General features: G+C 62.9%; 12 protein-coding genes. 9 read left to right on the top strand and 3 right to left on the bottom strand.

What is annotated here, in order from left to right:
- Window positions 1-82: 82 nt before the first annotated feature.
- Together LB559_RS07940 and LB559_RS07935 are read right to left on the bottom strand one after the other, a co-directional pair.
- Complete coding sequence (locus LB559_RS07940; RefSeq protein WP_224673728.1) at window positions 83-475, bottom strand: DUF305 domain-containing protein; 393 nt, start codon at window positions 473-475, stop codon at window positions 83-85.
- A 42-nt stretch (window positions 476-517) separates the two neighbouring features.
- The gene (locus LB559_RS07935; protein ID WP_224673726.1) at window positions 518-3,022 is read right to left on the bottom strand and encodes a heavy metal translocating P-type ATPase; all 2,505 of its coding nucleotides are present in this window, start codon (window positions 3,020-3,022) and stop codon (window positions 518-520) included.
- A 185-nt stretch (window positions 3,023-3,207) separates the two neighbouring features.
- Here LB559_RS07935 and LB559_RS07930 point away from each other — a divergent pair, with 185 nt between their 5' ends.
- The 7 genes from LB559_RS07930 (at window position 3,208) to LB559_RS07900 (ending at window position 11,550) form a co-directional block, all read left to right on the top strand.
- On the top strand, window positions 3,208-4,032 hold the full coding sequence (locus LB559_RS07930; protein ID WP_024501800.1) for a glycosyltransferase family 25 protein: 825 nt from the start codon (window positions 3,208-3,210) through the stop codon (window positions 4,030-4,032).
- A 78-nt stretch (window positions 4,033-4,110) separates the two neighbouring features.
- Window positions 4,111-6,912 carry a [protein-PII] uridylyltransferase gene (locus LB559_RS07925; RefSeq protein ID WP_024501801.1) on the top strand — a complete coding sequence of 934 codons (2,802 nt, stop codon included), beginning with the start codon at window positions 4,111-4,113 and terminating at the stop codon, window positions 6,910-6,912.
- 46 nt (window positions 6,913-6,958) lie between these two features.
- A complete protein-coding gene (murJ, locus tag LB559_RS07920; RefSeq protein WP_024501802.1) occupies window positions 6,959-8,566 on the top strand; it encodes a murein biosynthesis integral membrane protein MurJ in 1,608 nt (535 codons plus the stop codon).
- A gap of 170 nt (window positions 8,567-8,736) precedes the next feature.
- Entirely contained in the window at window positions 8,737-9,804 is a 1,068-nt protein-coding gene (trpS, locus tag LB559_RS07915; RefSeq protein ID WP_063173534.1) for a tryptophan--tRNA ligase, read from the top strand.
- Between the two features lie 92 nt (window positions 9,805-9,896).
- On the top strand, window positions 9,897-10,388 hold the full coding sequence (locus tag LB559_RS07910; RefSeq protein ID WP_013528063.1) for a universal stress protein: 492 nt from the start codon (window positions 9,897-9,899) through the stop codon (window positions 10,386-10,388).
- Window positions 10,389-10,576: 188 nt separating this feature from the next.
- Window positions 10,577-11,146, top strand: coding sequence for a NifU family protein (locus tag LB559_RS07905; protein WP_013528064.1), 570 nt, complete (start codon window positions 10,577-10,579; stop codon window positions 11,144-11,146).
- Window positions 11,147-11,223: 77 nt separating this feature from the next.
- The gene (locus LB559_RS07900; protein ID WP_064992973.1) at window positions 11,224-11,550 is read left to right on the top strand and encodes an NIPSNAP family protein; all 327 of its coding nucleotides are present in this window, start codon (window positions 11,224-11,226) and stop codon (window positions 11,548-11,550) included.
- Between the two features lie 111 nt (window positions 11,551-11,661).
- On the opposite strand, the gene LB559_RS07895 is transcribed toward LB559_RS07900, so the two are convergent.
- Window positions 11,662-12,279, bottom strand: coding sequence for a L,D-transpeptidase (locus LB559_RS07895; protein ID WP_224673724.1), 618 nt, complete (start codon window positions 12,277-12,279; stop codon window positions 11,662-11,664).
- Window positions 12,280-12,505: 226 nt separating this feature from the next.
- On the opposite strand from LB559_RS07895, the gene cueR reads away from it, so the two are divergent.
- Window positions 12,506-12,928 (top strand): Cu(I)-responsive transcriptional regulator, encoded by a 423-nt coding sequence (gene cueR / locus LB559_RS07890; protein WP_024501803.1) that lies wholly within the window; start codon window positions 12,506-12,508, stop codon window positions 12,926-12,928.
- Window positions 12,929-12,986: 58 nt separating this feature from the next.
- Entirely contained in the window at window positions 12,987-13,418 is a 432-nt protein-coding gene (locus LB559_RS07885) for an OsmC family protein (RefSeq protein WP_013528068.1), read from the top strand.
- Window positions 13,419-13,710 lie beyond the last annotated feature (292 nt).

The following is a 13,710-nucleotide window of genomic DNA, read 5'->3' as shown; positions in this document are numbered from 1 at the left end:
GGCTCCAGTTGGGGCCGGATCGCATCACAGGCTGGGCGATAAATCCAGAGGCGTTCTCGCCGCGCTGGCGATGGCTGAAGACTTACTTCACCGGATGGGCGGCGAGCCAGGCCTGCATCTGCTTGATCTCTGCTTTCTGCGCGGCGATGACGCCTTCGGCCAGCTTGCGGATTTCCGGGTCCTTGCCATTGGCAAGTTCAACCTTGGCCATGTCGATCGCACCCTGATGGTGCGGGATCATGCCTCTGACGAAATCGACGTCGGCATTGCCGGTGTAGTCGGACGCCATCATGTCGGCATGCATCTTGTCCATCGCCGCCTTGTAGCCTTCCGTCGAAGGACTGGTCGCGTCCGTCGCCATGGCGCCCATGTCGTGTTTCATCTCTTCGCTCTGCGCCGGAACGCTTTCGAGGAAGACGGCAACCAGCATTCCGGCCGCCATCAGCAGCAGCACGAGTTTTTTGGCGAAGGTCATACATGGTCTCCTGTGGATGGGTTTCGTATTTGGGGGCTTGGATCAGAGTTTCAATGTTCTCAGCCGCAATGCGTTTGCGATCACCGACACCGAGGACAGGCTCATCGCCGCCGCTGCCAGCATCGGCGACAGCAGCGTGCCGGTGAGCGGATAGAGCACGCCGGCGGCGATCGGCACGCCAAGCACGTTGTAGAGGAAGGCAAAGAACAGGTTCTGGCGGATGTTGCGGATCGTCGCCTGAGCCAGCGTGCGCGCCCGCACGATGCCGTTGAGGTCGCCTTTGACCAAGGTGATGCCGGCGCTTTCGACGGCGACATCGGCGCCGGTGCCCATGGCGATGCCGACATCGGCGGCGGCAAGGGCCGGTGCATCGTTGACGCCGTCGCCGGCCATGGCAACGCCGGTGCCTTTTGCGCGCAGTTCCTCGACAAGGGCTGCCTTCTGTTCCGGCAGCAGGCCGGCGCGGACCTCGTCGATGCCGAGGCTTCTGGCGATCGCGTTGGCCGTGCGTTCATTGTCGCCGGTCGCCATGACGATCCGCAAGCCGCTTTCATGCAGCGCCTTGATCGCCTCGGCCGTCGTTGTCTTGATAGGGTCGGCGACGGCGACGATGCCGGCCGGTTTTTTGTCGACAGCAACGAACATCGCCGTCTTGCCTTCGAGTTGCAGCGCCTCGGCCTTGGCCGAGATGGATGCGATGTCGACGCCAAGGTCGACCATCATCGCGGCGTTCCCGAGTGCGACCGTCTTTCCCGAGACCGAACCGGACACACCCTTCCCGGTGACCGCCTCGAAGCCGCTGGCCTCTGCAACGGTCACGCCGCGCGTAGCGGCGCCGTCGACGATGGCTTCAGCCAGCGGATGCTCCGAGCCTTTCTCCAGGCCCGCGGCAAGCGCCAGCAATTCGTCTTCGGAGAAGCCGTTTGCCGTGACGACATCGGTCAGCTTCGGCCGGCCTTCGGTCAGCGTCCCCGTTTTGTCGACGATCAGCGTGTCGACGGAAGCGAAGCGTTCGAGTGCTGCGGCTTCCTTGATCAGCACGCCGGCATGCGCCCCGCGCCCGGTGGCGGTCATGATCGACATCGGCGTCGCGAGGCCGAGCGCACAGGGACAAGCGATGATCAGCACCGACACCGCCGAGACGATGGCAAAGATCAGGCTGGGCTCGGGTCCAAACACGGCCCAGGCGATGAAGGCGACAATCGCGACAAGGACGACGGCCGGGACAAAGTAGAAAGAAACGCGATCAGCCAACCCTTGGATCGGGGCGCGCGAGCGCTGCGCCTTGGCGACGAGCTCGACGATGCGCGCCAGCGTCGTCTCGGCGCCGACCTTCTCAGCGCGCATGATCAGCGCACCATTCTTGTTGAGCGTGCCGCCGGTCAGCGCATCGCCCTCGACCTTCTCGACCGGCAACGGCTCGCCCGTGATCATCGATTCGTCGAGCGAGGACCGTCCTTCCAGCACCGTGCCATCGACCGGCACGGCGTCACCGGGGCGTATGCGCAGGCGATCGCCGGCCTTGACGGCGTCCAGAGGCACGTCGTTTTCGGAACCATCGGCGGCGATCAGCCGCGCTGTCTTCGGTGCGAGATCGAGCAAGGCGCGGATCGCCGAACCGGTCTTTTCACGGGCGCGCAGCTCCAGCACCTGGCCAAGGAAGACCAGCGCGACGATGACGGCGGCAGCCTCGAAATAAACCGGCACCGCACCGCCATGGCCGCGGAACTGATGCGGAAAGATATCCGGAAACAGCGTGGCGACGACGCTGTAGAGATAGGCAGCGCCGACGCCGAGCGAGATCAGCGTCCACATGTTGGGGCTGCGGTTGACGAGCGAATCCCAGCCGCGGTGGAAGAAAGGCAGTGCCGCCCACAACACGACGGGGCTGGCCAATGCCAGCTCAAGCCAGACCTTCGTCCGCTCGTCGACAAAAGCCTGGAAAGTCAAGCCAAGCATCGGCGCCATGGCGACGACCAGCAAAGGGACGGATAGAGCGGCACTGACCCAGAATCGCCTGGTGAAATCGACCAGTTCCGGATTGGGACCCTCGTCACCCGTTGGTATGCCCATCGGCTCCAGCGCCATGCCGCATTTCGGGCAGGATCCGGGCTTGTCGCGGACGATCTCCGGGTGCATCGGGCAGGTGTATTGCGTGCCCTTGGGCATCGGCTGCGGTGCTGGCCTGCCGCCGAGATATTTTTGCGGCTCCGCCTCGAATTTCGCCTGGCAAGCGGCCGAGCAGAAATAGAAGCCCTGGCCTTCGTGGCGGGCAAAATGACTGGCTGTCGCGCGGTCGACGCTCATGCCGCAGACCGGATCGGTGGCGGTCAGGAATTTTTCCGGTTCGGCGACGAATTTCGTGCGGCAGCCCTGGCTGCAGAAATGATAGAGATGGCCATCATGCTCGGCCGTCGGCTTGCCAGCCGCCGGATCGACAGTCATGCCGCAGACCGGGTCGCGGACGACGCTCTTCGCGGTGGGCACGGCGCCTTTTGTCGAGCAGCAGCTGCCGTGCGCGTGATGATCGTGATCGGAATGCGTCATTCGAAAATGCCTTGATGGATCGGTGTGTGACGTGTAGGGCTTCCAGTAACTGGAAGGTCAAGGGCTGTTTCGACTTTTCTTCTCCGGTCCACGGCGCGTCCATCCACCCCAGAAAAAGTCTCACGCGGCAACATCAGGCCTGCTAGAAAGCGCGAGCGTCGCGGGGGTGGGGATTTTCTTCGGCAATGAAGCGTCTGGTCATCAATCTCGATCGGTCTCCCGATCGCCTTGCCCGTGTGACGGCGGAGTTTGCCCGCATCGGCGTTGCATTCGAACGCGTTCAGGCCATAGACGCACGCGACCGGCCGGAGCTGGACCAGCTGCCGCAAAATGTCGGATATCGGAACAGGCTGCCATTGACTGACGGCGAGATCGCCTGCCTGCTCAGTCACCGGGCCTGCTGGGCTGTCATCGCGCAAGGCGACGCCCGCTACGGGGCGATTTTCGAGGACGACATCGTCTTTGCCGCAAAAGCCGGCGCATTGCTTCGCGACAGCGACTGGATCCCAGCCGATGCCGAAGTCGTCAAGCTCGAAAGCTACTTCTGTAAGACCGTGATCCGACGCAAGCGCATTGCCATCGGTCACGGCTTTTCCACATCCAAACTCGACGCCGGACATATAGGAACCGCCGGCTACATCATCTCCAGGCAAACCGCGCTCGACCTGATCAAGGCCACCGAGGAGATCGGCATCGCTGTCGACGACCTTGTCTTCAACCCGGAGTTTTCGGTTTTGCGAGGCGAGACGATCTACCAGCTTGTTCCTGCGCTCTGCGCGCAAGATCAGTTCCTTGGCGACAGGGCGCTCCATTTGCCAAGCCTGCTCAGAGAAAAGCGGGATATCCAGTGCGCCGCACCTGCCGGGACCGGGAAACGCAGAAAGACAGCCATAGCGAGGGTCAAAGCCGAGGCTCGGCGAATAGGCAAGCGCATTGTCGATTTCGGTCGACTGAAGCGGAGAATGGTCATTCCATTTACTTATCCGAGCCAAAACTCAGCCGGGTCTTGAACCGGCTTCAACGCCCCATACCCAGCGCCGCCAAAACGCGCTATAGACGCCGCCGAAACGGCAAGGCCGACTGGATATATGGCAAGAATCTCCCTGAAGCTCGACGAATTGATCGACGGCGAAGCCTTGCGCCGCGAGATGACCGCGCTGACCGCGGCCACGGCGGGCGACGGCTCAGGGCAGGCTGCGCGCAATGGTGTGCTCCAACTGCTCAAGGGACGACTGGCGGACGGGCGCGCCATTGCCGAACGCATGCTGAGGGACGATGGCGGCGGCAGCGCCTGCGCGGCGCGGCTGTCGCATCTCATGGACGAGATCATCCGGGCGCTTTACGATTTCGCCGTCACCCATGTCTACCGGGTCAAGAACCCGTCCTCCGCGGAGCGCATGGCCGTCGTCGCTGTCGGCGGCTACGGCCGTGGAACGCTGGCGCCGGGGTCCGACATCGACCTGTTGTTCCTGCTGCCTTACAAGCAGACGCCGTGGGGCGAACAGACAGTCGAATACATGCTCTACATGCTGTGGGACCTGGGGCTGAAGGTCGGCCACGCCACACGCAATATCGACGAATGCCTGCGCCTGTCGCGCACCGATGTCACCATCCGCACCTCGATCCTCGAAGCACGTTTCCTGTGGGGCGAGGAAAAGCTCTATGATGAACTGATGCTGCGCTTCGACCATGAGGTGGTGCGCACGACCGGCCCCGAATATGTCCAGGCCAAGCTTGCCGAACGCGATGACCGCCATGCCAAGGCCGGCGAAAGCCGCTATCTGGTCGAGCCCAACGTCAAGGACGGCAAGGGTGGCCTGCGCGATCTGCAGACGCTGTTCTGGATCGGCAAATATTTCTACCGGGTGCGCACCGGCGAGGAACTGGTCGATAAAGGCGTCTTCACCGAGGGCGAGTACCGCGAGTTCCAGAAGGCCGAGGATTTCCTGTGGGCGGTACGCTGTCACATGCATTTCCTCACCGGCAAGGCCGAGGAGCGGCTGCATTTCGACATCCAGCGCGAGATCGCCGAACGGCTCGGCTACACCACGCACCCCGGCCTGTCGGCGGTCGAGCGCTTCATGAAGCACTACTTCCTCGTTGCCAAGGACGTCGGCGACCTGACCCGCATCTTCTGTGCCGCGCTCGAGGAGGAGCAGGCCAAGCACGTGCCGGGCTTCAACCGCATCTTCCTGACTTTCTCGCGGCGCAAGCGCAAGCTGGCCGGCACGTCGGACTTCATTGTCGACAACCACCGCATCAACATCGCCGACGACCAGGTGTTCGAGCGCGATCCGGTCAATCTGCTCAGGCTGTTCTGGTTCGCCGACAAGCACGGTCTGGAATTCCACCCCGATGCGCTGAAGCTGCTGACCCGTTCGCTCGGCCTGGTCAACAAGTCGCTGCGGCGCGACGAGGAGGCCAACCGGCTGTTCCTCGACATATTGACCTCGGATCGCAATGCCGAACTCAATCTGCGCCGCATGAACGAGGCCGGGCTGCTCGGCAGGCTGATCCCGGATTTCGGCAAGATCGTCGCCATGATGCAGTTCTCGATGTACCACCACTACACGGTGGACGAGCACCTCATCCGCTGCATCGGCGTGCTGGCCGAGATCGAACGCGGCGACGGCGAAAAGGTCCATCCCCTGTCGCACACGCTGATGCCGGGGCTGAAGAAGAGCCGCGAGGCGCTCTATGTCGCCGTACTGCTGCACGACATCGCCAAGGGCAGGCCGGAGGACCATTCCGAGGCGGGGGCCAGGATCGCACGCCGCATCTGTCCGCATATGGGGCTGTCGCCTGCCGATACTGAAACCGTTGCCTGGCTGGTCGAGAACCATCTCGTGATGTCGATGACAGCCCAGACCCGCGACCTCAACGACCGCAAGACCATCGAGGATTTCGCCGCGATCGTGCAGTCGGTCGAGCGGCTGAAGCTGCTTTTGATCCTCACCGTCTGCGACATCAGGGGCGTCGGACCGGGTGTCTGGAACGGCTGGAAGGGCCAGTTGCTGCGCACGCTCTATTACGAGACCGAATTGCTGTTGACCGGCGGGTTTTCGGAAGTGTCGCGCGCGCAACGCACGGCGGCGGCGCGCGAGCGTCTGGCCGAGGCGCTTGCCGACTGGCCGGACAAGACCCGCAAGCGCTATGTCGGCCAGCACTACGAGAATTACCTTTTGACCGTCGATCTCGCAGACCAGCTGCGCCATGCCGAATTCATTCGTGAGGCTGACGCGTCAGGCAACAAGCTTGCCACCATGGTCAAGACCCACCAGTTCGAGGCGGTGACCGAAATCACCGTGCTGGCGCAGGACCACCCCCGCCTGCTCTCGGTCATCGCCGGGGCGTGCGCCGGGGCCGGCGGCAACATTGTCGACGCGCAGATCTTCACGACGTCGGACGGCCGTGCGCTCGACACGATCCTGATCAGCAGAGAATTCGACCGCGACGAGGACGAGCGCCGGCGTGCCGAGCGTGTCGGCCGGCTGATCGAGGACGTGCTGTCGGGCAAGAGCTGGCTGCCGGAAATGATCGAGAAGCGCACCAAGCCGCGGCGCGGCTCCAAGGTGTTCAAGATCCCGCCGCGTGCCGAAATCCGCAACACGCTGTCGAATCGTTTTTCGGTCATCGAGGTCGAGGGCCTCGACCGGCCTGGGCTGCTGTCGGAGATCACCGGAACGCTTTCCGACCTGTCGCTTGACATCGCATCGGCCCATATCACCACCTTTGGCGAAAAGGTCATCGACACTTTCTATGTCACCGATCTCACTGGCCAGAAGATAGATAGCCCGGCCCGCATCGCCACCATCCGCAATCGGCTGATGGCAACGCTCGAGGGCATCGTGCCCGAACGCGGCGGCAAGTCCAGGGCGGCGGCCGAGTGACAACGACCATCACTTTGTCCCAATTCCGCAGGCAGTTCCCAAAAGCATGAGCCTCGTCAAGAAATTCGCAACGGTCGCTTCCGGCACGCTGATGAGCCGCGCGCTCGGTTTCGGCCGCGAGATGCTGATGGCCGCCGCACTCGGCACCGGACCGGTCGCCGATGCCTTCAACGCCGCCTTCCAGTTTCCCAACACCTTTCGCCGGCTGTTTGCCGAGGGCGCCTTCAACGCCGCCTTCGTGCCGCTGTTCGCCAAGGAGATCGAGACCCACGGCACCGAAGGCGCCAAGCGCTTTTCCGAGGAAGTGTTCGGCGTGCTGTTCACGGCGCTGCTGGCGCTGACCATCATCATGGAACTGTCGATGCCGCTGATCGTGCGCTATCTGGTGGCGCCGGGTTTTGCCGGCACGCCGGGGAAGTTCGACACCACGGTGACGCTGGCGACGATCATGTTCCCTTATCTGATCTGCATGTCGCTGGGCGCGATGATGGCGGGCATGCTGAATTCGCTGCGCCGCTATTTCGCCGCCGCCGTGGCGCCGGTGTTCCTCAACATCATCCTGATCGGCGTGCTCGCCTATGCCTGGTACAAGGGCTCGGATGCCCTCACAGTCGGCTACGGGCTGTCCTGGGGCGTGCTTGCCGCCGGACTGGTGCAGCTGGCGATCGTCTGGGTGGCAGTGCGCCATGCCGGCATCTCGATCGGCTTTCGCCGTCCCAAAATGACGCCCGCGGTCAAGCGGCTGCTGATCCTGGCGCTGCCGGCGGCCATCACCGGCGGCATCACACAGATCAACCAGCTGATCGGCACGGCGATCGCCTCGGCGCAGAACAGCGCGGTGTCCTCGCTCGCCTATGCCGACCGCATCTACCAGTTGCCGCTCGGCGTGGTCGGTGTCGCGGTCGCCATCGTGCTGTTGCCCGAACTGTCGCGCGCGCTGAAGTCGGGCAATCTGATCGAGGCGGCCAATCTGCAAAACCGCTCGGTCGAGTTCACGCTGTTCCTGACGCTGCCGGCAGCCGCCGCACTCTGGGTGATGTCGGAGCCGATCGTACGGCTGGTCTATGAGCGCGGCGCGTTCGCCGCCAACGGCTCGACGCCGACGGTGGCGGCGATCCTGGCGATCTTCGGCCTCGGCCTCCCGGCCTTCGTGCTGATCAAGGCATTCACGCCGGGCTATTTCGCCCGAGAGGACACGCGTACTCCGATGATCTTTGCCGCCATCTCGGTGGCGGTGAACGTCACCACGGCGCTGACGCTGTTTCCACGGATGGGCGCGCCCGGCATCGCGGTGGCCTCGGCCGTCGCCGGCTGGGTCAACGCGGTGATGCTGCTCGGCGTCCTGATCCGTCGCGGCCACTGGGGCCGCGACGTGCCGCTGATGAAGCGCATTCCACGTCTGGTGCTGTCGGCTATCGTGATGGGGGCAGCGCTCTATTTTGCCGAGCATTGGTTCGCCGTCAGGCTCGGGCCCGGCTCGCCGCTGGTGGTCAAGGCGACGACGCTGCTGTCGCTGGTCGCGGGTGGGGCGCTGCTGTACTTCATCACGGCGTTTGCCACCGGCGGCGCCGATTTCGGCATGATCCGTCGCAACGTCAAGCGGGGATCTGGCAAGTCGGCGCCACCGATCGCAAAGACCGAACTGGACGAGTAGCGCCCGACACGCTCGCAGCGCCGTCTTGATCGCAGCGCCGTCTTCGTCCATAAGCGCGCCGTCGCAAGACTTTCGCCGCGCGCGGTTTCCAGCCGCGTGATTGGCTCCGAAAAGTCTGCAACTTTTCGGAATCACGCTTATACGGCCCTCCACAAGCCATGAGGACAATCATGACCGCCTTCAAGCCACTCGTCTTTTCCGGTGTCCAGCCGACCGGCAATCTGCACCTCGGCAATTATCTCGGCGCCATCAAGAAATTCGTTGCCCTGCAGGACACCTCCGATTGCATCTATTGCGTCGTCGACCTGCATTCGCTGACAGCCCAACTCGTCTATGAAGACCTGGCCGACCAGACGCGGTCGATCACCGCTGCGTTCCTGGCCTCCGGCATCGATCCGAAGAAGCACATCGTCTTCAACCAGTCGCGGGTCATGCAGCACGCCGAGCTTGCCTGGATCTTCAATTGCGTGGCGCGCATCGGCTGGATGAACCGCATGACGCAGTTCAAGGACAAGGCCGGCAAGGACCGCGAGAATGCCTCGCTCGGCCTGCTCGCCTATCCCTCGCTGATGGCTGCCGACATCCTGCTCTACCGTGCCACCCACGTCCCTGTCGGTGAGGACCAGAAACAACATCTGGAGCTCACCCGCGACATTGCGCAGAAATTCAACAACGACTTCTCCGACCGTATCGCAGCGCTCGGCGTCGGCGTCGAGATGCAGATCGGCGAAGAGACCGTGAACGGCTATTTCCCGCTGACCGAGCCGGTCATCGGCGGGCCGGCGGCGCGCATCATGTCGCTGCGCGACGGCTCCAAGAAGATGTCCAAATCGGACCCGTCTGATCTGTCGCGCATCAACCTGACCGACGACGCCGATGACATCTCGAAGAAGATCCGCAAGGCCAAGACCGATCCGGAAGCGTTGCCGAGCGAGCTGGACGGCCTGGCCGGCCGGCCCGAGGCAGAAAACCTGGTCGGCATCTATGCGGGTCTCGCCGAGATGTCGAAGGCGGATGTGCTCAAGCAATTCGCCGGCCAGCAGTTTTCCGTGTTCAAGCCGGCCTTGGCCGATCTTGCTGTGGAAAAACTGGCGCCGATCGCCAGCGAGATGCGCCGCATTTCGGATGACCGCGCCTATGTCGACGCGGTGCTCAAGGACGGCGGCGAGCGCGCCGGCGTGCTGGCCGAAGCGACGATGAAGACGGTGCGCGACATTATCGGCCTGCTGCAGGGCTGATCGCGACATCGGGTGCACTGGCACAAGGCCGGCGGCTTGCCGCCGGTCCGCCGCAGTGGCAGATTGCGCCGCAAGACACCGAGTAGATAGACATGGTCTCCAAACGCCTCAGCCGCGAAGCCGGCCATCGCAGGAAATTCCTGACGATCATCGACGACACGCCGGAATGCGAGCGTGCCGTCGCCTATGCCTCGAAACGGGCGCAGAGCACCAGCGGCACGCTGGTGCTGCTCTATGTCATCGTGCCGGACGATTTCCAGCATTGGCTGGGTGTCGAGAAGATCATGCGCGAGGAAGCCAACGCCACGGCGCGCGCCGCACTCGACAGCTATGCCAACAAGGTGCGCCAGAAGCTCGGCATCGAGCCCGAGATGGTGGTCCGCGAAGGCAAGCCGACGGAAGAGATTCACAAATTGATCGAGGAAGACCAGGACATCGCCATCCTGGTGCTGGCCGCCGGTGCGGGCAAGGAAGGCCCGGGACCGCTGGTCGGCGCCGTGGCCGGCAAGGGTGCCGCCTTCCCGATCCCGGTGACTGTCGTGCCGCAGAACCTTTCGGACGAGGAAATAGACAGCCTGGCCTGAGGTGTGCTGATTTTCAGGTGATGCCGGCCTGACCTGAATCTCAACACACCTTCGGGCGCGTCCCAGGGGCGCGCAAAAACATTCCGCCAGCCAGCCATTCCGGCGATGCGTTTCGCTTGAATGTCCAGCCAATTGAGCCTATTTAGAATTGTTCCAAACTAGATGCCCAAACGGGCACGGAGACGGCCATGTTCATCCAGACCGAATCGACGCCAAACCCGGCGACGCTGAAATTCCTGCCCGGCAAGGAAGTGCTTGTGGAAGGCACCGCCGATTTCCGCGATGCCGACAGCGCCGCCGTCGCCTCGCCGCTGGCCGGCCGGCTGTTCGAAATTCCTGGCGTCACCGGCGTTTTCTTCGGCTATGACTTCATCACCGTAACCAAGGATGGTCCCGACTGGCAGCATTTGAAGCCGGCGATCCTCGGCGCCATCATGGAGCATTTCATGTCCGGCGCGCCCGTCATGGCCAAGGCTGGCCCGGCCGCCGAGACCAGCCAGACCGGTGAGTTCTACGACAAGGCCGACGAGGAGCTGGTCATCACCATCAAGGAGTTGCTCGACACGCGGGTGCGCCCGGCGGTCGCCCAGGATGGCGGCGACATCACCTTCCGCGGCTTCGAGAATGGCACGGTGTTCCTGCACATGAAGGGTGCCTGCGCCGGCTGCCCGTCATCGACGGCGACGCTGAAGCACGGCATCCAGAACCTTCTGCGCCATTTCGTGCCGGAAGTGCAGCAGGTCGAGCAGGTCTCCTGACGCCCGTTTTGATAATTCTACCCTGCTGACCATCTGGTCCGATTTCTTCCGGCGCATCGGTCAGAAGGAACTCCAAAATGATCTACGAACTTCGGGTTTACCGGGCTTTGCCGGGACGCTTGCCGGCGCTTCTTGATCGCTTCGACAAGATCACGCTCAAATTATGGGATAAGCACGGTATCCGCCAAGCGGGTTTCTTTACCACGCTGATCGGAGCTTCGAACAACGAACTGACCTACATGCTGGCATGGGAATCGCTGGCCGAACGCGAAGAGCGCTGGACGGCGTTCGTGAAGGACCCTGCCTGGACGCAGGCGCGGGAAGACTCCGAGCGTGATGGCCAGATCACCGAGACAATCATCAACCAAATTTTAGTTCCCACCGCGTTCTCGGCGGTGTCCTGACCGCCGAGCAGGCGTCGCATCGCGCAAACAACAAAAAACCGGGCCGAATTGCCCGGTTTTCTGCTTGGGACGTCCGTTGTTGCCTAGACGGTCCGCGTACGAAAACTGCCTCTAGAGAACGATGACCTTGGCGCCGACCGAGGCGCGGTCATAGAGGTCGATAATGTCCTGATTCATCAGCCGGATGCAGCCAGACGACATCGCCTTGCCGATCGAATTCCATTCGGGGCTGCCATGCAGGCGATAGCCTGAATCACCGCCCTTGTTGAACAGGTACATGGCGCGCGCGCCGAGCGGGTTCTTCAGGCCCGGCTCCATGCCGCCGGCAAACTTTTCCAATTCCGGCTGGCGCTGGATCATCTGCCTCGGCGGCGTCCAGGTCGGCCATTCGCGCTTGAGCGCAATGTGGGCGGTGCCATGCCACTCGAAGCCCTCGCGGCCGACGCCGATGCCGTAGCGAATGGCCCTTCCGTCGCCCTCGATGAAATAAAGGAACTTGTTCTGCGTATCGACGATGATCGTGCCCGGCTTTTCCGGGCTATCGTAGTTCACTTCCTGCCGATGGTACTTCATCGGCACTTTCTCGATCGGGATGCGCGGCAGATGATAACCGGCGTCAGTGACCGCGCCGTAGTCGTTGGAGAAGATCTGCGAGCCGATGGTGCTGCAACCGGCGATAGCAGTGGAGAGCGCCAGTGCGGCGATGATTGCAAACGACTTCATGCGCATCAGGTGATCCGGTGCCCCGCCCAAACTCGGCGGCACGAGTCGGCCGCTCTCTCATCATCATTCATGCTGGCATTTGCTTTGCTTGCCAAGCGCGCGATGCCTATATGCCTGCCTTGACGTACCGGTAAGCGTATCACTATGGCATTTTGGCAACAGGACTCACAGGATTGTGAAGCAAATTCAAGGGGCCTGCTCCATGGGTTCCTGGAAATCGAGGAGAACCGTCATGAATGTCGGTGACGCCGCCCACCGCTCCGGCCTGCCGGCCAAGACCATCCGTTACTATGAAGAGATCGGCCTGATCGCCCCGGCACGCGCCGCCAACGGCTACCGCGATTATTCCGGAGACGACATCCATCGGCTGGCCTTCCTGCGCCGCGCGCGCAATCTCGGCTTTTCCATCGACGATTGCCGCCAGCTGATGGCGCTTTACCAGGATCGCAGCCGCGCCAGCCAAAACGTGCGCGAAATCGCCGCCGCCCATGTCACGGCGATCGAGGAGAAAGTGCGCGAGTTGCAGTCAATGCGCTCGACGCTGCAGAAACTGATTCATGCCTGTCACGGCGACGAAAGGCCGGATTGTCCGATCCTTGATGACATGGCGGGCGCGGCATTGCCCAGCGACAAGGGCGCCTCTGCGCCTGCATAATGACCGTACGTCGACGACGCCCGAAGCCTGGTCGACTCCTGCCGGGAGGACATCCGCAATGGTCTCGATGACCGTCGAACTGCGCAATGTGGAGGACACGCGAGCCGCCATGGGCTGGGCCGGCGGCCACACGATCATCGTCGACCGGCCCGAAGGCAAGGCCGGCGGCATGGGCCTGGGCTTCAATGGCGGCCAGTTGCTTGCCCTGGCGATCGGCGGCTGCTTCTGCAACGATCTTCGCTACGTCGCCGAGGAAATGGGCGTAACGCTCGACAAGATCGCCGTGACCGTGACGCTGAACCTCGAAGGCAAGCCTTTGCTCGCGACCTCGTCAACCATGGCGGTTTCATGTACGACGCTGGACGGCTCCGACCCGGCCGAGATCATTACAAGGGCCGCGGCGATTTCCACGGTCAGCAACTCCCTGCGCCAGGGCGTGTCGGTGAGCATTGAAACGGCCGCAACGACGGCCGGCTTGTCGGAGGAATGATCCCCGGGAACAGGCGCATTGGCCGCGTGGATTGTCAGAGATCGCCAAAAAAGGCCCGCCGCCGGCACGGCAGAGCGATTGACCCAATTTTCTTCGGCATCTGGGCGCGTCAATCAGCCGCTCTATGTCTTCCCTTGTCGCAATGATCAACGATGGAGGTTGGCATGGATCGGCGATTGTTTCTGACTGGAATGCTTGGGCTGGCAGGGGCTGCGACCGTCGTCGCAATCGCGCGTCCTGCCACCGCCTTGGCCGGCATCCCGAATACGGGGCCCGGCATTCTCGACGAGCT

The organism is Mesorhizobium sp. BR1-1-3, from assembly GCF_020165455.1.
In the GTDB taxonomy this organism is placed as follows: domain Bacteria; phylum Pseudomonadota; class Alphaproteobacteria; order Rhizobiales; family Rhizobiaceae; genus Mesorhizobium; species Mesorhizobium ciceri.
The sequence above is the reverse complement of the archived record's forward strand: the minus strand, read 5'-3'. Positions and strand labels throughout refer to the sequence as shown.

Bases quoted from the DNA above. Each gene is read 5' to 3' on its own strand.
- LB559_RS07940 (WP_224673728.1), bottom strand. From the start codon at position 475: ATGACCTTCGCCAAAAAACTCGTGCTGCTGCTGATGGCGGCCGGAATG.
- LB559_RS07935 (WP_224673726.1), bottom strand. From the start codon at position 3,022: ATGACGCATTCCGATCACGATCATCACGCGCACGGCAGCTGCTGCTCG.
- LB559_RS07930 (WP_024501800.1), top strand. From the start codon at position 3,208: ATGAAGCGTCTGGTCATCAATCTCGATCGGTCTCCCGATCGCCTTGCC.
- LB559_RS07925 (WP_024501801.1), top strand. From the start codon at position 4,111: ATGGCAAGAATCTCCCTGAAGCTCGACGAATTGATCGACGGCGAAGCC.
- murJ (WP_024501802.1), top strand. From the start codon at position 6,959: ATGAGCCTCGTCAAGAAATTCGCAACGGTCGCTTCCGGCACGCTGATG.
- trpS (WP_063173534.1), top strand. From the start codon at position 8,737: ATGACCGCCTTCAAGCCACTCGTCTTTTCCGGTGTCCAGCCGACCGGC.
- LB559_RS07910 (WP_013528063.1), top strand. From the start codon at position 9,897: ATGGTCTCCAAACGCCTCAGCCGCGAAGCCGGCCATCGCAGGAAATTC.
- LB559_RS07905 (WP_013528064.1), top strand. From the start codon at position 10,577: ATGTTCATCCAGACCGAATCGACGCCAAACCCGGCGACGCTGAAATTC.
- LB559_RS07900 (WP_064992973.1), top strand. From the start codon at position 11,224: ATGATCTACGAACTTCGGGTTTACCGGGCTTTGCCGGGACGCTTGCCG.
- LB559_RS07895 (WP_224673724.1), bottom strand. From the start codon at position 12,279: ATGCGCATGAAGTCGTTTGCAATCATCGCCGCACTGGCGCTCTCCACT.
- cueR (WP_024501803.1), top strand. From the start codon at position 12,506: ATGAATGTCGGTGACGCCGCCCACCGCTCCGGCCTGCCGGCCAAGACC.
- LB559_RS07885 (WP_013528068.1), top strand. From the start codon at position 12,987: ATGGTCTCGATGACCGTCGAACTGCGCAATGTGGAGGACACGCGAGCC.